The organism is Rhizomicrobium electricum (assembly GCF_011762045.1).
Lineage (GTDB): Bacteria > Pseudomonadota > Alphaproteobacteria > Micropepsales > Micropepsaceae > Rhizomicrobium > Rhizomicrobium electricum.
This window is the reverse complement of sequence record NZ_JAASQS010000004.1, coordinates 77467-95124: the sequence shown is the minus strand read 5'-3', so window position 1 is coordinate 95124 and position 17658 is coordinate 77467. Positions and strand designations below refer to the sequence as shown.

Sequence of the window (17658 nt, the reverse complement as noted above, 5' to 3'; positions counted from 1 at the left end):
TCATTTCGGCTTGAAATCGGCGAGCGGCGCCGCGTCCGATTTCAGGCTCTTGAGGTAGTCGTCGGTGAAGTCCATGCGGATTTCGGCCCACAGCGGCTTGTGATCCGATATCTGCCAGGTGCGCCATTTCTGGTAGGTCGCGAGATCGTTCTTGCCGGTGATCGACGGCTTGTAGGCCTCGTAATCCTCCGGCGCGCGGAAGACATAATTCTGCCAGTCGAACACGCCGGCCTTGGCGATTTCCACCTGCCGCTTGGCGGGCTTCAGCGCGATCTGGTCGTAATAATTGACCGTGGCCAGCGCGGTCGGATTGCGCAGTTCCTTCGGAATCTCGAAGCCCCCGCCGAGCAGCGGTTTCATGGTGGCATCGTCGGGATTGAGGATGTTGAAGTCGCCGAGCAGGATATAGGTCTCGCCGGTCTGCTTCTGGCGCTTGGCGAAGAACTGGGCGATGGCGTCGATCTCGGCGATGCGCTTGGCGGTGTCGGTGGCCGAGCCGTAATAGATGTGCACCGTGCAGAGATTGAACTTGAACCAGCCCGCCTGGAACGACACGCAATAGGGCGTGCGGTTGAACTGCGCCACCGGCTTGCCTTTGACCTCGGGCAGAACGATCTCGCCGGCGATGTGGCGGAACGAAATCTTGCGCCGGTCGAACACGAAGGCGAGCCGTTCCTGATTGCCGCTGGTGTCGGTGACCATGTAGTCCCAATGCGGACCCAAAAGGCGCATCAGCTTTTCGAACGCGGCAAGATCGTCGTTGACCTCCTGGATCGCCACCAGATCGAATGCCGACACGATCTCGGCGATATAAACGAGCGCCTCATCGGAGCGCGGACATGGATTGAGTTTGTGGCCGCCGAAGTCGCGGATGTTCCAGGTCGCCAGATGAAACGACGTCGCTTTCGACGACGGCGTGACATCCTTGGCCAATCCGGCCCGCAAAGCCAAAAGCCGTTCGATGCTGCGGTCGCGCACGCCCTTTTCGGGCCAGAACCGCATGGAGGAATATTGCACCATAGCCAGTCCCCGTGACGAATTTGCAACCCGATTATCGGACGATTCCACGCCTCAGGGAACCGCGGTTCCCGACGACGTCCGGAACTGAGTCTCGGGACTGTACGTTTTGCCCGCGACAGAAATCCGGGAGATTCCATGAAACGTTTCGCCGCTGCTGCGACCCTCGCTCTCGCCCTTTCGTTCGGGGCGGCTCTGGCGAGCGATCAGACCGCGCTTATCGCCAACGCCGCCGCCACCGTGCGCCATATGCGTGAGGACCAGAGTTTCGGTCCGTCCGCCGATCTTCTGCACCGCGCCCGCGCCGTTCTGATCGTGCCTGGCCTGGTCAAAGGCGGTTTCATGTTCGGCGCCGAAGGCGGCAACGGCGTGCTGTTGCGCCGTGAAGGCGAGCGCTGGAGCAATCCGGCCTTCTACACCCTCGCCTCGGGGTCGTTCGGCCTGCAGATCGGGCTCGAAAAGGCGGAAGTGGTGATGTTCATCATGAGCCAGCGGGCACTCGAAGGCATCGAACGCAACAAGTTCAAGGTCGGCGCCGGTGCCGGTCTCACCGTCGTCACAGTCGGTGCCAATGCGCAAGGCGCCACCGCGCCCAATTTGTCGGGCGACATCATCATTTGGTCGGCAACCCAAGGCGCATATGGCGGCTTGACGCTGGAAGGCTCGATCGTCGATCCCAAGACTGACTGGAACGACGATTTCTACGGCAAGCGCACCCATGTCGGCCACATCCTGTCCGACCTCGGCGAGCGTCCGGAAACGGCGGAACTGAGAACCGAACTGGCGGCGACGCGCCGCGCCGGCGCGCCGTGAGCGGAAGCTTCGACGGCGGACAAAAGAAAAGCGGCCTCGCAGGGAATGCGGGGCCGCCAATTTCTCTATCGCAGTCTTACTCTTCGTCGGTTCGCGACGAATCTTCGATGACGGTGTCGCCGTCTTTGGTGACGCGGTGTTCGATGATGAGCCGCTTGCGTTCGGCGCGGGCTTGCGCCGCTTCGGCCTTCTGCATGGCGATCTCGGCTTTTCTCATCGCTTCGCCGACGACACGGTCGATGTCCATGCGGGCGAGCGCCTTCCTGGCTTCGGCTTCGCCGATCTTGGCTTCGCGCATCGACTGTTCGGCCTGTTTCATCGCCTGCTGCACGGTTTGATGGATGTCGACCTCGGCGAGCGCACGGCGGGCTTCGGCGATGGCGCGGCGCGCTTCGGCATGAGCCTGGGCCTGGCCCGCGGCGCGTTGGGCGGCGCTAAGAGCGTGCACCGGCGGGACTGGCGGAACCGGGGGTACGGCCGACATATGCGGCGCGGGCGGAGCCGGAGGCTCTGGCGGAACATTCACATCCGGCGGCTCGGGCGGGTCCGGCGGATCCTGCACATCGTCGACATCGGCAACCACCACGCCGCGATGGACGATGTGTCCGGTGTGTTTGATGGTCTTGTGGGTCGGCGGCGTTTGATGCGGCGCGGCGGCGGCAGGCTTTTGTGCAGGGGCCGGCTCTTCGGCGAGCGAAGGACGCACCAGGGCCAGACCGGCGGTCAGGGCCACAGCGGCGACGCCGAGTTTCAACACATCCATTTTGGTCACTCCGGAGCGGGGTTGGGCGGGATCGAGAATGGCTTCGACGCGGGTGTTCAGCATCCGGCGTTCGGCCATCGACAGGCTCATGGCAAACGAGACGCCGGAAAATTCGCGCGCCAGGCCGACCAGATGTTCGGCATAGCGGGTGGGTTTGACTCCGGCCGTCAGCACGGCATCGTCGGCGGCGCGTTCGGCATCGGCGCGCATGGCGCGGGCGGCGAGCCACACCAAGGGATTGGGCCAGTAGAGCGCCGAGGCGGCCATCGCGATCAGACGGCAAAGGCAATCCTTGCGGCGGACATGCGCGGCTTCGTGCAACAGAACGCTGGTCAGGCGTTCGCGCGGCCACGTCACCGAGGCTTTGGGCAGCAGCACCACCGGCCGCAACACGCCCCAGGTGAGCGGCCCCGCTTCCGACGACGGCGAAGTGCGGAGGCGCAGCTGCCACGACAGGCCGCGGAACGGCGCTTCGCCAATGCCGTGCGGAATATGCGCGACGGAGCGGCGGTGAAGACGGATGAGACCGATGCCGCCGACGACGAGACGGCCGAGATGGAACAGCACGCCGGCAAACCACAGCGCGACGAGGGCCAGCACCACATCGGCGGCATCGATGCCCGTCGCGGCCGGCGCCGTCGCGACCACCGGACCGTCGGCCGCTACCGGCGCGGCGGGCAACAGGAAGGTCATCTGCGACGGCAGCAGCAGCGCCGCCAGCGGCAAGGCCAGCAGCACCGCAAACGCGCCGGTCCAGATCAGATGGCGCACGGCGGCGGCTCGGCCGCGGCCCGCCACCCAGGCGGCACCGAGCACGACGAACGATCCGGCAAACGCGACGAGCGCAAACAGAAGCGCGTTGAGAATGCTCATCGTCCCTCCTCCTTGGCCTTTTCGATCAGCACCGCCAGGCGGTCGAGTTCGCCTTGCGACAGTTTCAGATCGTCCTGATTGAGCAGCGCCGCCACCACGCCTTCGACCGAATTGTCGAAGAAGGTGGCGAGCACCGATTTGACCGCCTTTTGCGCCATCTTCTCGCGCGCCACCTTGGGCTCGTAGACGTAGCGCACGCCGTCGAGGCTGTGGCGGACATGGCCTTTCTTCTCGAGAATGGTGAGCAGCGTGCGCACCGCCGTGTTCGACGGCGGATCGGGAAGCGCATCGGCAATCTGCTGCGCCGTCGCTTTGCCGAGCTTGTAGAGCGCATCCATGATCTCGCGTTCGCGTCGCGAAAAACCGTCAGTCTTGTCGGGTCTGGCCGTCACACTGCTCTCCGGGTGCCAAATTTTTGGTGCTAAATTTTTGGCACCATCCGGCGCGGCCGTCAATTCACGCCCTTGTGAAATCGGCGTAAGGCGGCGGGACAACCTGGACGCCAAGACGAGGTTGTATACATCGGGTGCGATTATTCGGATTTATTGCAATATCGCGCCAACTCGACTGCACACGACAGACGTATCGAAAACACTGCAAGTAATAGCCCGCGCGACTGCTTGACTTGGCCTTACCCCGCCCCTAAACCCGCGCCCCTGTCTGGTTCGTATTCCTCAACCTTCAACACGGGAGAGACCCATGACATCGCTTGCCAGACCCGTTGCGTTTGCCGCCGCCGTTCTGATCGCGCCCGCCTTCGCTGCCGACGCCCCGGCCGTCAGCGATCCGCCCGGCCTGTGGCTGACGCTCAAGAACGAGTGCGCCGGACCGGCCGCCGCCAATGTGGCCGACAAGACCTGCGCCGTCGCGATCGGCACCGCCAGCTTCGTGCGCACGGTTCAGAGCGGCGAAGTTCCGGCCGGATTCACCGCGAAAATCAACGCCTGCGCCGACAAGGCCGGCGATGCCGTGCTGCAGTTCTCGCCGCTGAAAGGCGCCACCGCGCCGATCCATGTGACGGTGAAGCCGAACGGCGTCGCCGCCTATCCCAAGGCGTTCTGCAAGAAATAGCCTTCCCCGCGAGGTGCGCCGGACGCGGTGCACCTCGCGTGTGACCGCCGGCAACCCTGCCCTGCATCTGGGGACTGCACAAAGCGGGAACGAGCCCCTATATTCCTCCCCATGCATAACAACGGCATGGTGCCCCGCGGGCCGGGGGAATTGCGCGGCTTCGGCGAGATGACCGGGGCGGAGATTGCGGGATTCGTCCCGCATCGCCCCTCGCGGCCGGAGAAATCCGAAGGCGGCAAGCGCTTCGTCCTGGTGTCGGAATACGAACCGGCGGGCGACCAGCCGACCGCGATCGCCGATCTCGTGCGCGGCGCCAATGCCAACGAGCGCGATCAGGTCCTTTTGGGCGTTACCGGCTCGGGCAAGACCTTCACCATGGCCAAGGTGATCGAGACGGTGCAGCGGCCGGCCTTGATCCTGGCGCCCAACAAGACGCTGGCGGCGCAGCTTTACGCCGAGATGAAAGGCTTCTTCCCGCACAACGCGGTCGAGTACTTCGTCTCCTATTACGACTACTACCAGCCGGAAGCCTACATTCCGCGCACCGACACCTATATCGAGAAGGATTCCTCGATCAACGAAGAGATCGACCGCATGCGCCACTCGGCGACGCGTGCGATCCTCGAACGCGACGACGTCATCATCGTCGCCAGCGTGTCGTGCATCTACGGCATCGGCGCAGTGGAGACTTATTCGGGCACGGCGCTGACGCTGAAGAAAGGCGGCCGCATCGACCGCACCGACCTGATGCGCGAACTTTCCGCCCTGCAATACCGGCGCAATGACGACAATTTCGTCCGCGGCGCCTTCCGCGTGCGCGGCGATGTCATCGACATCTTCCCGGCGCACTACGAAGACCGCGCCTGGCGCGTCGAACTGTTCGGCGACGAAGTCGATCAGATTTCCGAATTCGATCCGTTGACCGGGCGCAGCGCCGGCACGCTCGACTCGATCAAAGTCTACGCCAATTCGCACTATGTGACGCCGCGTCCGACGCTGGCCCAGGCGATCAAAGGCATCAAGGCGGAGCTGATCGTGCGGCTGGAGCAGTTCCGCAAGGAAGGCAAGCTGCTGGAAGCGCAGCGGCTGGAGCAGCGCACCAATTTCGACATGGAGATGATCGAAGCGACCGGCTCGTGCGCCGGCATCGAGAACTATTCGCGCTGGCTGACGGGCCGCAAACCCGGCGAGCCGCCGCCGACCCTGTTCGAATACCTGCCCGACGACGCGCTGGTGTTCGCCGACGAAAGCCACGTGACGGTGCCGCAGATCGGCGCCATGTATAAAGGCGACTACCGGCGCAAATCGACGCTTTCCGAATACGGCTTCCGCCTGCCGAGTTGCATCGACAACCGGCCGCTGAAGTTCGAGGAATGGGACGCGATGCGGCCGCAAACCGTCTACGTCTCGGCGACGCCCGGCGATTGGGAAATGGAACGCACCGGCGGCGTCTTCACCGAGCAGGTCATCCGCCCCACCGGCCTGATCGATCCGCCGGTGGAAATCCGCCCGGTCGAAAGCCAGGTCGACGACCTGATCGCCGAATGCCGCCTGATCGCCAAGCGCGGCTATCGCGCCTTGGTCACGACCCTGACCAAGAAAATGGCGGAAGACCTGACGGAGTATATGCACGAGCAAGGCATCCGGGTGCGCTACATGCATTCGGACGTCGATACCATCGAGCGCATCGAGATCATCCGCGATCTCAGGCTCGGCGCCTTCGACGTCTTGATCGGCATCAACCTCTTGCGCGAAGGCCTCGACATTCCCGAATGCGCGCTGGTGGCGATCCTCGACGCCGATAAGGAAGGGTTCCTGCGCAGCGAAACCTCGCTGATCCAGACCATCGGCCGCGCCGCGCGCAACGTCGATGCGAACGTCATTCTCTATGCCGACCACATCACCGGCTCGATGGAACGGGCGATGGCCGAGACCACGCGCCGCCGCGAGAAGCAAAAGGCCTACAACGCCGCCCACAACATCACGCCGCAATCGATCAAGAAGAACATCGCCGACATCATGGGCTCGATGTACGAGCGCGATCACGTGGTGGTCGGTCAGGGCGAACTGGGCTTCGCTGAGGACGGCAAGGAATTCATCGGCCACAACATCAAGGCCCACATCGCCGATCTCGAAAAGAAGATGAAGGAAGCCGCCGCCGATCTCGAATTCGAAGAAGCCGCGCGGCTGCGCGACGAAATCAAGCGCCTGACCACGGTGGAACTGGCGGTCGCCGACGATCCCTTCGCGCGCCAGAGCGCGGTGGAAGACGCCGTCGATCAGGCATTTCTCAACGCCGTCCGCGACGGCGTGCGGGAGACGGCGCCGAAGAAACCGGACAAACCCGGCACCAAAGGCTCGCGCTCACGCCTCAAACGCCAGTCGCGGCCGAACGTGCCGAAGACGTTTGGCAGCAGGAGCAAGTAAGGCCTTTTTGGTGTACATTGCCGCTCCGTTTTCTGCCCCCGTCGTTCACGGGGGAGCGGGTAGCGACAGCGTAGGCCCGCGATCGGCGCGTCAGCGCCGAGACGAAGGGGGGACTTGCGATGCGTCTCAAACCAAAATCGACGCTGTTGGTCGACGACTGGAAGCGCGAGAAGCTCAGAGACATCAAAGTCCGTGCCGTCTACAACGCCCTCGGCGAAGAATTCGCGCGCGCCGCAAAGAAGATCAAAGCCAAACGCAAACTGCCGTCATCAGGCTTGTCCACGACCAAGTCAAAGAAGATGCGTGTTGCGCAGCCGCCTTCGCGGCAGTTCTGATGGGTACATCGCAGAGCGCCGTTGCAGTGAGAAACGCTAAAAACGATGAATATCTGGGCGAAATCAAGCTAGTGATAGGTCTAGGGGATTCAATTCCGCTCCATACTCGCGCACTCAGGATCACTCGCAATTGCGGTGATGTGACAGAGAACGCATGCACTTCAACGCAATCGGTGTTTTACATCTGTGGCGTATATAGCTTTAGAAGAAAGCCCCCTCGTAAAGTAGTCAACTAATACCTTTACCAAATCATCAAGTTCGGATCCGGACTCCAAATTGGGAGACAACACGAGCTTTTCTCCCTCTCGATGCCGCCTAATAGAAAGCCCTACTTCAGCTATGCAAGCCTCAATTTGATCTGCGTTTATTTCAGAAAGGATTCCGTTCTGCTCCGCGCTCGCCAATCTCTTTCGCGATCTACCACGGGCCAATACAGCTTTTCGAAATTCATCGAACCTATCGATAGACACCGATGCGCTGCTCGCGATGTTACCCAGTGCCGCCGTGGCTTTAGCTTCAGTAGCTTCAATAATGTGCGTTAGCGATTCAAAAACACTCTGCCGCAGAATGAATATATGTCCGTCCCAGAGGAAGAAATCTGTTCTATAGTCCAATTGAAAGATTGAGCCAGAAGGCTTTCTGAAAATGTGTTCCGTTGGGTCCAGAACGGCCGTCAGACGACTTGGCCGCTTTGCTAACGCATTTGACGACTGTCGACGGTAACAGATCAATTCCCTTCCGGTAGCAAACTTAACTACCGAAACCAGCAGTTCGATTTTTGAAAAATGTGGTTCGGACCCATCAAATACATGCCGCCAGTCCAATTCGGGAGGATAGTACGGCCAGGGTTTTTCAGCCTGCAATTTGTCGAGCGACCAGTACCCTAACCCACCTTCAACCATTCCTTCAAACGAATACGGACGCACCATTTCTGTTCGAGTTGTCTCGAGCAAACTACCTGCCAATAGTTTTCGATAATCGCGCTCAAGATCCCTAGCCCAGCGAACTCGTTTCCATTTTTCATGAGGCTCTTTGCCTGCCTTCGAAAGCATGAAGACAGTCGATGACGCTTGCGAAAGACTTCCCGATTCCAAGCTAGAGTGCAGAGATTCAATTGCACTTTTGGCGCTAATTATTTTAGGCGGCATTGGCGACAATTACCTCGCCGGCTCTGATTCCACGCGGTTAGTATACTCGTAGTAGTAAACAGTAGTCTGCCCACCCGCGACCTCGTGTAGCTGCAATGTTTCGACTCCATCCAGAGCGCGACCGTGTGAAATCAAAATAAACTGGGAGCGGCTCTCCTTCATTCGCCCCTCATGGACTCGGAATCCTAGTAGAGCCAAGTATGGATTCACGTAGGGGCTATCTATGCGAAAATACAAGACGAATACTGTTAGGTAGAGCAGGGCAAGAGGAACGCCCACCTCTGGCTTGTACAGATCGCGAAAAATTAAGGATGGTATGTAAGTCATCAGATACGGGAATATGTCAGTATCTTTCGCCTTAAGCTCCACCACATCGTGTGTCTGCGGGGCAGAACGGGTAATGCCCGCGAGAATGAGACGGGTAAATAGAAGGCTTGCAACAAAGGCCAATGCCATACCCCATCTCGCAATAAGAGGTGAACTCGCATCTAGCAGAGTCTTGACCTCCAAAATGAGAAACAGCGGACCGAACGAAGAAACGAGGAACGCGAAGCGATAAAGTCCTTTCATCTCGTCACCTGGAGTTCGACCTAACAAGAACAAATAGCGAACATTGCTCTATGTTGCAAGGTATTGCGTTTAGTGCCGGACCACCCAATTGAAAGAATTGCATATTCGGCAACTTACCTGGGCCCACAGCCTCTAGATACGTACAGAGTAGGTCACGTAATCAGTGGAATTTGAATGCACCGTGTCTGCGAAGTGGAGAATTGCACGAGTACCGACATCATGTACGCGGCAATCCGGAAAACGGCTCTACCGCAATCGACGCACCAGCGGAGGCCGCCAGCCACGTAATCAGCGCGAGGCCAGCCATACCGAGAAAGAGAGAGAGTAAGCACCCATTCGCCGTCACCCCCGAATCCGCTATGCTCCCTCGCAAGCGGGGGCGGCATGGGCTGGGTCGGTTACTTCTGTGAGGTGGACGGCGAGGCCGCCGTCAATGCGGTCGATCTCGATGTCGAAGCGCCGCAGGCCGAGCGGCCGATGATTGTGTACCTGCGCGTCGGTCGCGATCCGGAAGAACCTTGCGATCTCAGCCCCGAAGAGGAAGCCGATCTGCTCGACGCCATCGAGGCGCACGTCGAACTCCTGGCCGCGCGCTACGAGGCCGTTTATGTCGGGCGCTCGACCACGGCGATGGCGCGCGTGTTCGTCTGCTACGCGTCGGTGTTCACGATTCTGCGCCACCGCTTCGAGCGCGCCTTCGAGCAGCTTCGCAGCTATGGCTATTACTATCACACCGCCTCGGGGCGCGATGCGGACTGGACCGTCTATCGCAAATTCCTCCGCCCCGGCCCCAACGAACTGGCCGCCATCGAAGCGCGCGCCAAACGGGCTTGAAAGCGCCCCGCAGCGCCCCATATCTGGTGGAGGCGCACGCGGCCGCTTGGAAGCGGTAGCAGACCTGCGCCGGTCGCCGTGCCACGTCCGGTTTTGCAAGGCGATTGGTGCACGCGAACAAGAGGTTAGGTCCGTTTTTCGGGAATTGAATTCGGCTTTTCCCATTTGCCCGCGGGGGGAACACCCCCTCCTGCTTCCAAAACCCGCATAACAATTATGTTGCCGAAAGCGCGCCCGGACGGCCTCCTGCGGCCGCTGTAAGCGGGAGAAAAGGCGGTTCGCGGCGGGATTTGTCTATTGGCTCGACATCCTATACAGTCTGTCGCACGTGGTTGTTACGTCGTCGTCAGGCGAAGCGCTCCAACGGATACCGACCGCCACTGCGCGCGACGACCGAACGAACCCTTCTCTACAAAGCTGATGCTCTCGTTTTCCACGCCCGGCCGCGCCTGTCGCGCGGTGCGGAACTTCGATGTCAAAGGGAAAACAAATGGTCATCGGAACTGTGAAATTCTTCAATACCGCCAAAGGCTTCGGTTTTATCGCTCCGGAAGGCGGCGGCAAGGACGTATTCGTCCACATGACCGCTGTCGAAGCGGCCGGCATGCGTAGCCTCGCGGAAGGCCAGAAAGTGTCGTTCGACATCCAGCCGGATGCGCGCGGCGCCAAGGCTGCCAATCTTAAGGCGGTCTGAAACATCGCTGGCGGCGGAGGATTCTCTGCCGCCAGCGTTTTTGTATCCTGTAAGGGGGCCTGAAAGGCTGATTATGTCCGACGACAATACCAAGACCGTTGCGCCGTCCGCCGCCAAACGCGAAACGGCACGCCGCAACGCCATGGATCATTTCGCTGCTTCCGAGCGCCGCGATACGGAAGTGCGCAAGGAAATCGAGCGCCAGCAGGCCGCCGATGCGGCCAAGACCGCCAAGTTGCGCGCCCTGCGCCTGGCCAAGGAAGAAGCCGATCGCATCGCCGCCGCCAACGCTCCGGCACCGGCACCCAAGACCCGTAAAGCCAGCAAGCCCCGCGCGCGCTAACGCACCGTCGGCGCGGAACCGGCCGTGCTGCCCCTCGTTGTTCCCTCTGATGTGACAGAGGAATCATCGATGCGAGTGTGGCGGGCGGCGGTGGCCGTGGCGGCAACCGTCTTGGCGGGGCCGGCGTGGGCGCAAAACAACAACACGGCAAATACCGGCAATACCGCGGTGGCCTCCGAGGTCCCGGCGGAAGGCCAATCCAACTGGGCCGGCTACGGCTCGCTCGGGCTCAGTCTCCTGCCGGAATACGAAGGCTCGAGTTCGTACGTTCTGCTGCCCTACATCGAGGGCCGGCTGAACTACAAAAACTACTACGCCCGTTTCGAAGGCGGATCGCTGCGCTTCAATCTGATCGACAGCGAACAATGGCATGCCGGACCGCTGATCGGTTTCCGGCGCGGGCGCGGCAACGTCAATTCGCCGGTGCGTTATTTCAAACACCTCGACGATACCGAGACCGCCGGCGGCTTCATCGAATGGGAGCATGTCGCAGAAGATCCGCGCTCGGGCGAGACCGTCACGGTTGCCGCCGACAATGCGGTCTACGGCGAGAAAGGCGGCTGGACCATCGTCACCCGCGCCACGATCCGCCGGCCGATCGAATACGTGAACCCCGGCTTCATCGTCTCGCTGACGGGCGATCTTTCGTGGGTTTCGCGGCCTTACATGCGCAAGTATTTCGGGGTATCGCCCGCCGATTCCGCGGCCAGCGGTCTGCCGGTCTTCACCCCCGGCGACGGTTTCAACCGGGCCGGCGTCGCTCTCTCCGTCGACCAGTTCCTGTCGCGCCATTTCAGCGTCGGCATTCGCGGATATTACGCCCGTATGATGGGCCCGGCCGCCGACAGCCCGGTGACCAGCGACCCCAATCAGTACTTCGCCGGCATCGTGGCGGGCTACGTACTTTAGCCTGTTACGAAACTCCACGCGCGAAAAGTCAGCAATCCCGCGGCGGTTCGATAGAATTCGAACGACTTTCGAAACAGCCGTCCAACGCCGCTTCGCCAAAATGTTGTACGGGGTAGGTGCTCCCTGCGATAATTGTATGGGGTGCGAAGTGTCGGATGCAGGAGTTCCGCGATGAACTTCGGAAATCTGTTCGCACGCAATATCCGTCCGGAGATTGCCGGCTTGGCGCACTACGCCATGGAACTGGCCGGAGACAGCGATCTGCCGCGCTACAGCGCGTTCGATCCGCATCGCGTCTGGGCGATCTGCGACTACATCTATCTGCTCGACGTCATCGACAACGGCAACGATTACTATTGCAGCTTCTCAGGAAAGCGGATGGCGGTTTTGTTCGGTTACGAGTTCAAGGGCGTGCGGCTGAGCGAATTTCCCGATCCCGAGTTGGGCATGGCATTGCGCCGAACCTACGATCGTGTGGTGGAAACGCATAATCCCTCGTTCATGCGCGCGCGTTACGCCTGGCCGGAAAAAAAGTCCATCTTCATCGAACGGCTCTTGATTCCGATGGCCGACGACGACGGCCAACTGAACGCCATCTGCGGCATATCCATCCCGGAAGTCGCCGACGTCGATATCGAAATGTACGCCGGCCACGGACCGGCGAGACTGATCAGCGAAGACGATCTCATGCTTGTCGCAAGCTGAAGGCATCCGGAACTCGGTTTCCTCTCCCCGCATTGCCGTCAGGCCGCGGCTCGCTTACGGTTGCGTTAACAAAAATCGCCGGCACGATCGCTGGGAGAGGGAACAGCCATGAAGCTTCTATTCGCCGCCCTGGCGGCGGTGCTCGTTTGCCATTCCGCCGGGGCCGCGTTCGTCGAGGATTTTCAGGGTAAAACGCTTGCCGTCGATCCGTCGTTCAAGACCGGCTGGGGCACGCTCACCGGCTCGGGCGAGGCGACCGTCAGCTTCACCCAGAAGAACCGTCACGGCTTCATGACCGTGGATGCGCGCAAAGACCGGCGCAACATCTATTGGGCCCTGATCAAGCGCGCCGTCACCAAGGACATCGACATGGCGGCCCTCACCCGGCCGGGGCACGCCTTGCGGATGGAAATGAAACTGCGATTGTCGGACGCGCCACGGCGGGTGCACTTCCAGATCAACACCAACCGCACCACCGATTTTCACGCCAACCTGCGCGAGTTCGATATCGGCGACACCGATTGGCACACCATCGCCTGGACCAATACCGGGCTCGACGTGAAGCCGGGCGACGACGTTTTCATCACCCTCGGCATGACCGACATGGGCCGCGCTCTCTACACCGCCGAGATCGCGTATGTGAAAGCCAGCGTGGTCGAGACGCCCAACGATCTCGGCAATCCGCTGCCTTACCGCCCCGCCCTGCCGGCGCATTTCGACAACACGCTCACGGTCGCCGAGGACGCCATCATCGATTCCGCCTATCCCTGGGCGAACCTGAAGGATTGGACCGAACTCAATCCCGACGAAGGCACTCTGGGCGTGCATGTCAATGCCATCAGCGGCAGCCAGATCACCCTTCTCAAATTCGATTTTTCCACATTCCGCGGCAAGAAAGCCGACGGCTGGGGCACGCTGGAACTGACCACCACCACCGCCGCCTGGGCTCCCACCAATCTGGAAGAATTCGGCTATCTGCGCGCCGTCGAGATCAAGAACACGGCGCCCGATATCCGGCGCGACAGCGTCACCTGGGACAGCTTCTTCGCCGGCCGACCGGTATTGGACGTCCTCAACGGACAGCTCTTCTTCGATGTGCAGCCGGCGCTTCAGCGCAACGGCAAAACCGTCATCGAGATCAATCCCGCCGTCATGCAGCGGCTGATCGACGGAACCTCGAAAGGCATCGCGCTCTACGGCCAGGGGGCGTTGAATTTCAGCTTCGCCTCCAGCCAAGCGCCAGGGGACGGGGCCCGCCCGACGCTGCGATTCAACGCCAAATAGAGACGCGCGCCCCGGTTCGAATAGGCTTAGCGTTCGCGGTATTCCCAGTGGCAGTCGTCACCGTCCTCGTCGCAGACGCGGACCCGCTTGCTGTCGCTGTCATGCCGGTCGTGCCAGCGGGTGCTGCCGTTATAGTCGCGGTGGCGATAGCCGTTGTCCGTATAACTATAGCCGTCATCGTCGTAACGGCTGGCGCACCCCGCCGCGAACGTCGTCAGGCTCACCACGGCGCTCGCCAGCACAAGCTTTTTCAGAATAGCGACTGTGTTCGGTTGGGCATTCAGCATCTGCTCGTCTCCCGTGTTGCCGCCGCCCGCTGAGGGCAGCCGGATCAATCACAGGGAAAACGTGCGGATTCCGGCGGGATGACGGCACCCCGATGGCAAAGCTTGTGACAATGCGAGGGCTCAGGGTTTCTTGCGCGGCGGCTCGTAACAGCTGCGGCAGCGTACCTGGTACTCGCCGATATCGCCGACCACGAGCTGTTTGTCGTCGGAGATCATGCGGTAGGAGATGTAGCCGGCATCCGAGCCGCAGATCATGCATACGCCGGTCAGCTTCTCGACATTGTCGGCAATAGCCAGAAGACCAGGGATCGGCCCGAACGGCTCCTCGGCGAAATCCATATCGAGGCCGGCAACGATGATGCGAAGATCGGTGTTGCGGCGCTCGCGCAGCAATCTGCGGATGGCGCGGCCGAACCAGCCGAGCGAATCCCGCATCGGGGTGTCGAGCGGGAAGAACTGCGCCTCGTCGATCGCCAGCACGTCGAACTTGTTGAGGTTCACGATCTTCCAGAAGCTTTCCTCGTCGTGGACCATCACGGCGGAGAGCTGGTCGGTGATCTGGGTGGTCCCGTCGGGCATCACCGCGCGGGATGCGATGTAGCCCTGGGTCCGGGTGTCGTGGGCCGGCTTCAGGATGCGCACCCGCTTCTTGGCGTACTGGGCACGATGAAGCTTGGCGATCAGCCGCTCGGTCTTGCCCGAGAACATCGGCCCGACGATGACTTCCAAACGCGATGTCATGAACGGGTCCCGGCTCTGATGCGAGCGGACTTAAACACGATTCGAACCGCGTTCGTCCGAACCGTGAGGTCAACAGTCTGTGGAAAACAGGGGGATCAGAACCACTTAGGACGTTCTGTCCCGCCTGCGACAGAGTCGGCTAGGACGGCGACCCCGACGGCGCATCGGCCGGCGGCGGCACCGGAGGCGGCGGCGGTTCCTCGGTCTTGCAGGGATAAAGCTTGGTGGAGGCTTCGAACAGCCCGTCGTCGAACGGCTGCTCCTTGAGCGAGGCCGGGTAATTCTCTTCCTTGCGCAGCCAGCTCAGCGTCGCGCTGGCCGCTTCGCGCACCGAGACGTCTTCCGGCAGGCAGATAATGTGCTGGGTTTTGGACGCCTCGATATAATTCTTGATCTTCTGCTGGCAGGCGCCGTTATCACGATAGCAGCTCGACAGGAAATCGGAGAGCCTGGGCAATTCCTCGGCGGGCGCCGCAGCGGCCAGGACGGCGGCGGCAGCGCAAGCCCACAACACCTTCTTCATCGTTACCCCCTTGGTTCGAACACGAGCCGTCTCATTGCCAGCGGACGGCCTTCCGGGCACACCGACAAGTGTACCACAACGTCGCGATCCGTCAGCGCCCCGAATCCGCCCGGACGGACCGGGACGCGACCTTCTGTCCGCGTCCGCACCGGCCCGAGCAGGGCCACAATGGAAAGTGGAATGGCGGATCGGGGGCGGTCATGCGCGCACTCCTCGGTATCGGCGTAGCGACGGCGTTGAGCATGGCGGCTGCGGCGGGACCGACAGCTTCCGCCCGGATAATCGACATCAACGGACGTCCCGCCGGCGAGGCCCATTTCAAGGCGGCCCCCCACGGCGTCCTGATCGAGATCCGGGTGACCGGGCTGCAGCCCGGCCCGCACGCCGTCCTGATCCATGACAGTGGAACGTGCGATCCCAAGACGGGCTTTGCCTCGGCCGGACCGGTACTCGATTTCGAGCTCGGCCGCGCGCACGGCTATTTCGCCAAAGGCGGCCCCAAACCGGGCGACCTGCCGTTGCAGTTTGCCGCCGCCGACGGGACCCTGCATGCCAGCCTCTATTCCACCGCGATTTCGCTCGGCGACGGCAAACGCTCGATCTTCGGGCGTAACGGCGTCTCGATCATCGTCCACGCCGCCAGCGACGACTATCTGAGCCAGCCCGACGGCCGCGCCGGCGCCCGCCTCGCCTGCGGCACGATCATTCGCGCTCCCAAGAAGCACAAGTGAGGTTCCATGAAACGCATTCTCCTCGCCGCAGCAGCCGCTTTCGCCCTCATCCCGTCCGCATTGGCGCAAGATACTTGTCCGCTGACCCTGGAGGGGCGCTGGATCGACGATGCCTCGAGCAACATCAAAGGGCGGCCGAACCAGGTGACCGGCTTCCTCCTGCGCCGCCAAGGCGAAGGCTATTACATCACCACCATCTACGATTTCGGCGCCAAGGCGGTGCCGCGCGGCTATTACCGGGGCGGCGCCGCCGAAATGAACTATCGCAGCGTGCTCGGCCAGGACGATCTGACCCTGATGTTTCAGGGCACGGTAGTCGGCCCCGTGGCGGTGGCCGAAATTGCGGCGCGGCGACCGAAGATCGACCGCAACTACAAACTCACCAACGGCGGCAACACGATCGAGATCAGCGGCGAAACCCTTGTCGCGGAGGTCAACCCGAACGGGACCTTGCACCGCACCGAGCATATATCGCTCGCATACAAGTCGCAGCGCGCCCCCTGGCCCAAGCCGTGCGAAGCCGCCAAACGCGCCGCCGGCTGGGACGCGTTCAAAGCCAAGGCCAACGCTTTCCGCGATGCCAAGGACAAACCTGCGCTGTCCGACGAGGTGCGCCAGTACGGCATGCTCGGCGTCGATGCGGTCAACGCCAAAAATTTCGATGACGCGCTGAACCAGTTCGAAAGCGGTCTGGCATTGGAGCCCTTGTGGCCCAACGGCCATTACAACGCCGCGATGGTCTATGCGCAGACCGGCGATTACGAGAACGCGGTCTATCACATGAAGGCTTATCTCGAGCTGATCCCGGCCGACGACAAGGAGTTCCAGGCCCACCGCGACCGCATCCTGTTATGGCAAGGCAAGCTGAAGCAGCAGATGGCCGAGCCGATGCAAGTGGTCGCCGAGGACTGATCCCGGACCGAGCCCGGCGCCTTTTCCGGCCTAACCGGGCCGGTAAAGGCTGGCATGACACAGATTAGAATACCGCTAAAGTAGGCGGTTTTGCCCCCGTCTTGCCTAAATGCGGAGCGTCAGCTAAGGATTCCGCCGTCGAGGCCGCGCAAGCCACAGAGACAAGTTTCAAGCGCGCCCAACCTCTCCTTTCGGGACGTAGTAGCCCGCGAGGGGACTGGCCTGGAGTGACGACTACGACGCTTTTCCTGAAAACACTGACGCGACTTTGACGACTGCAACGAACATGGTGTTCGGGGCAGACACTACCAATGCTTTCAGGAGAAAGCCGTCATGACCATCGGTCAAGTCAAGTTCTTCAACACCACCAAGGGCTTCGGATTCATCGCGCCGGAAGGCGGCGGAAAGGACGTGTTCGTCCATATGACCGCCGTGCAGGCTGCGGGTCTCCGCGGGCTCAATGAAGGCCAGAAGGTCAGCTTCGACGTCGAAGCCGACAAGCGCGGCCCCAAGGCGGTCAACCTCAAGCTCGTCTGAGCTGAAGGACTTGACGGGAGCATCGCCCTAGCGGTTTCGCGATAGGCGGTGTGACCATCAAACAAGCGAGCGGCGTGGGAGCAATCCCACGCCGTTTCGTTTTTGTGCGCCGGCGGTCACAATCGCACCACCGACCAAATG

Annotated in this window: 21 protein-coding genes; 13 read left to right on the top strand and 8 right to left on the bottom strand. The window is 61.5% G+C overall.

The window, feature by feature from the left end:
• Entirely contained in the window at positions 1-1020 is a 1020-nt protein-coding gene (locus FHS84_RS08525; RefSeq protein WP_208393772.1) for an endonuclease/exonuclease/phosphatase family protein, read from the bottom strand.
• A gap of 135 nt (positions 1021-1155) precedes the next feature.
• Between FHS84_RS08525 and FHS84_RS08520 the strand changes: the two genes are divergently transcribed.
• The gene (locus tag FHS84_RS08520; protein ID WP_166932988.1) at positions 1156-1830 is read left to right on the top strand and encodes a lipid-binding SYLF domain-containing protein; all 675 of its coding nucleotides are present in this window, start codon (positions 1156-1158) and stop codon (positions 1828-1830) included.
• A 76-nt stretch (positions 1831-1906) separates the two neighbouring features.
• On the opposite strand, the gene FHS84_RS08515 is transcribed toward FHS84_RS08520, so the two are convergent.
• A complete protein-coding gene (locus FHS84_RS08515; protein ID WP_166932986.1) occupies positions 1907-3466 on the bottom strand; it encodes a M56 family metallopeptidase in 1560 nt (519 codons plus the stop codon).
• Positions 3463-3858, bottom strand: coding sequence for a BlaI/MecI/CopY family transcriptional regulator (locus FHS84_RS08510; protein ID WP_208393771.1), 396 nt, complete (start codon positions 3856-3858; stop codon positions 3463-3465). Before FHS84_RS08510 ends, FHS84_RS08515 begins: the two co-directional genes overlap by 4 nt.
• A 307-nt stretch (positions 3859-4165) precedes the next feature.
• Here FHS84_RS08510 and FHS84_RS08505 point away from each other — a divergent pair, with 307 nt between their 5' ends.
• From FHS84_RS08505 to FHS84_RS08495, 3 genes are all read left to right on the top strand, one after another.
• Positions 4166-4537, top strand: coding sequence for a hypothetical protein (locus tag FHS84_RS08505; protein WP_166932985.1), 372 nt, complete (start codon positions 4166-4168; stop codon positions 4535-4537).
• A gap of 126 nt (positions 4538-4663) precedes the next feature.
• Entirely contained in the window at positions 4664-6964 is a 2301-nt protein-coding gene (uvrB, locus tag FHS84_RS08500) for an excinuclease ABC subunit UvrB (RefSeq protein ID WP_279589296.1), read from the top strand.
• 119 nt (positions 6965-7083) lie between these two features.
• Entirely contained in the window at positions 7084-7299 is a 216-nt protein-coding gene (locus tag FHS84_RS08495; protein WP_166932981.1) for a hypothetical protein, read from the top strand.
• Between the two features lie 161 nt (positions 7300-7460).
• Here the strand turns inward: FHS84_RS08495 and FHS84_RS08490 are convergent, their stop codons facing one another.
• Both FHS84_RS08490 and FHS84_RS08485 read right to left on the bottom strand, forming a co-directional pair.
• Positions 7461-8351: a Kiwa anti-phage protein KwaB-like domain-containing protein gene (locus FHS84_RS08490; protein ID WP_166932979.1), complete on the bottom strand. Its 891-nt coding sequence runs from the start codon at positions 8349-8351 to the stop codon at positions 7461-7463.
• 105 nt (positions 8352-8456) lie between these two features.
• On the bottom strand, positions 8457-9017 hold the full coding sequence (locus FHS84_RS08485) for a hypothetical protein (RefSeq protein WP_166932977.1): 561 nt from the start codon (positions 9015-9017) through the stop codon (positions 8457-8459).
• A gap of 384 nt (positions 9018-9401) precedes the next feature.
• On the opposite strand from FHS84_RS08485, the gene FHS84_RS08480 reads away from it, so the two are divergent.
• From FHS84_RS08480 to FHS84_RS08455, 6 genes are all read left to right on the top strand, one after another.
• Positions 9402-9851: a DUF695 domain-containing protein gene (locus FHS84_RS08480; protein WP_166932975.1), complete on the top strand. Its 450-nt coding sequence runs from the start codon at positions 9402-9404 to the stop codon at positions 9849-9851.
• A gap of 490 nt (positions 9852-10341) precedes the next feature.
• The gene (locus tag FHS84_RS08475) at positions 10342-10545 is read left to right on the top strand and encodes a cold-shock protein (RefSeq protein WP_166932973.1); all 204 of its coding nucleotides are present in this window, start codon (positions 10342-10344) and stop codon (positions 10543-10545) included.
• 73 nt (positions 10546-10618) lie between these two features.
• Positions 10619-10888 carry a DUF1168 domain-containing protein gene (locus tag FHS84_RS08470; RefSeq protein ID WP_166932825.1) on the top strand — a complete coding sequence of 90 codons (270 nt, stop codon included), beginning with the start codon at positions 10619-10621 and terminating at the stop codon, positions 10886-10888.
• A gap of 69 nt (positions 10889-10957) precedes the next feature.
• A complete protein-coding gene (locus tag FHS84_RS08465; RefSeq protein WP_166932971.1) occupies positions 10958-11797 on the top strand; it encodes a MipA/OmpV family protein in 840 nt (279 codons plus the stop codon).
• Positions 11798-11968: 171 nt separating this feature from the next.
• Positions 11969-12502 carry a PAS domain-containing protein gene (locus FHS84_RS08460; protein WP_166932969.1) on the top strand — a complete coding sequence of 178 codons (534 nt, stop codon included), beginning with the start codon at positions 11969-11971 and terminating at the stop codon, positions 12500-12502.
• A gap of 108 nt (positions 12503-12610) precedes the next feature.
• Positions 12611-13786: a hypothetical protein gene (locus tag FHS84_RS08455; protein ID WP_166932967.1), complete on the top strand. Its 1176-nt coding sequence runs from the start codon at positions 12611-12613 to the stop codon at positions 13784-13786.
• Between the two features lie 26 nt (positions 13787-13812).
• Here FHS84_RS08455 and FHS84_RS08450 read toward each other — a convergent pair whose 3' ends face one another.
• The 3 genes from FHS84_RS08450 to FHS84_RS08440 all read right to left on the bottom strand — a co-directional run bounded on the left by FHS84_RS08450 (position 13813) and on the right by FHS84_RS08440 (position 15337).
• Positions 13813-14073 (bottom strand): hypothetical protein, encoded by a 261-nt coding sequence (locus FHS84_RS08450; RefSeq protein WP_166932965.1) that lies wholly within the window; start codon positions 14071-14073, stop codon positions 13813-13815.
• A 120-nt stretch (positions 14074-14193) separates the two neighbouring features.
• On the bottom strand, positions 14194-14814 hold the full coding sequence (locus tag FHS84_RS08445) for a thymidine kinase (RefSeq protein WP_166932963.1): 621 nt from the start codon (positions 14812-14814) through the stop codon (positions 14194-14196).
• 139 nt (positions 14815-14953) lie between these two features.
• A complete protein-coding gene (locus FHS84_RS08440; protein ID WP_166932961.1) occupies positions 14954-15337 on the bottom strand; it encodes a Rap1a family protein in 384 nt (127 codons plus the stop codon).
• Between the two features lie 200 nt (positions 15338-15537).
• On the opposite strand from FHS84_RS08440, the gene FHS84_RS08435 reads away from it, so the two are divergent.
• From FHS84_RS08435 to FHS84_RS08425, 3 genes are all read left to right on the top strand, one after another.
• Positions 15538-16068, top strand: a complete 531-nt coding sequence (locus tag FHS84_RS08435; protein WP_166932959.1) for a superoxide dismutase family protein — start codon at positions 15538-15540, stop codon at positions 16066-16068.
• Between the two features lie 6 nt (positions 16069-16074).
• Positions 16075-16980 (top strand): tetratricopeptide repeat protein, encoded by a 906-nt coding sequence (locus tag FHS84_RS08430; RefSeq protein ID WP_166932957.1) that lies wholly within the window; start codon positions 16075-16077, stop codon positions 16978-16980.
• Positions 16981-17313: 333 nt separating this feature from the next.
• Positions 17314-17517 (top strand): cold-shock protein, encoded by a 204-nt coding sequence (locus tag FHS84_RS08425; RefSeq protein WP_166932955.1) that lies wholly within the window; start codon positions 17314-17316, stop codon positions 17515-17517.
• Positions 17518-17658: the final 141 nt, after the last annotated feature.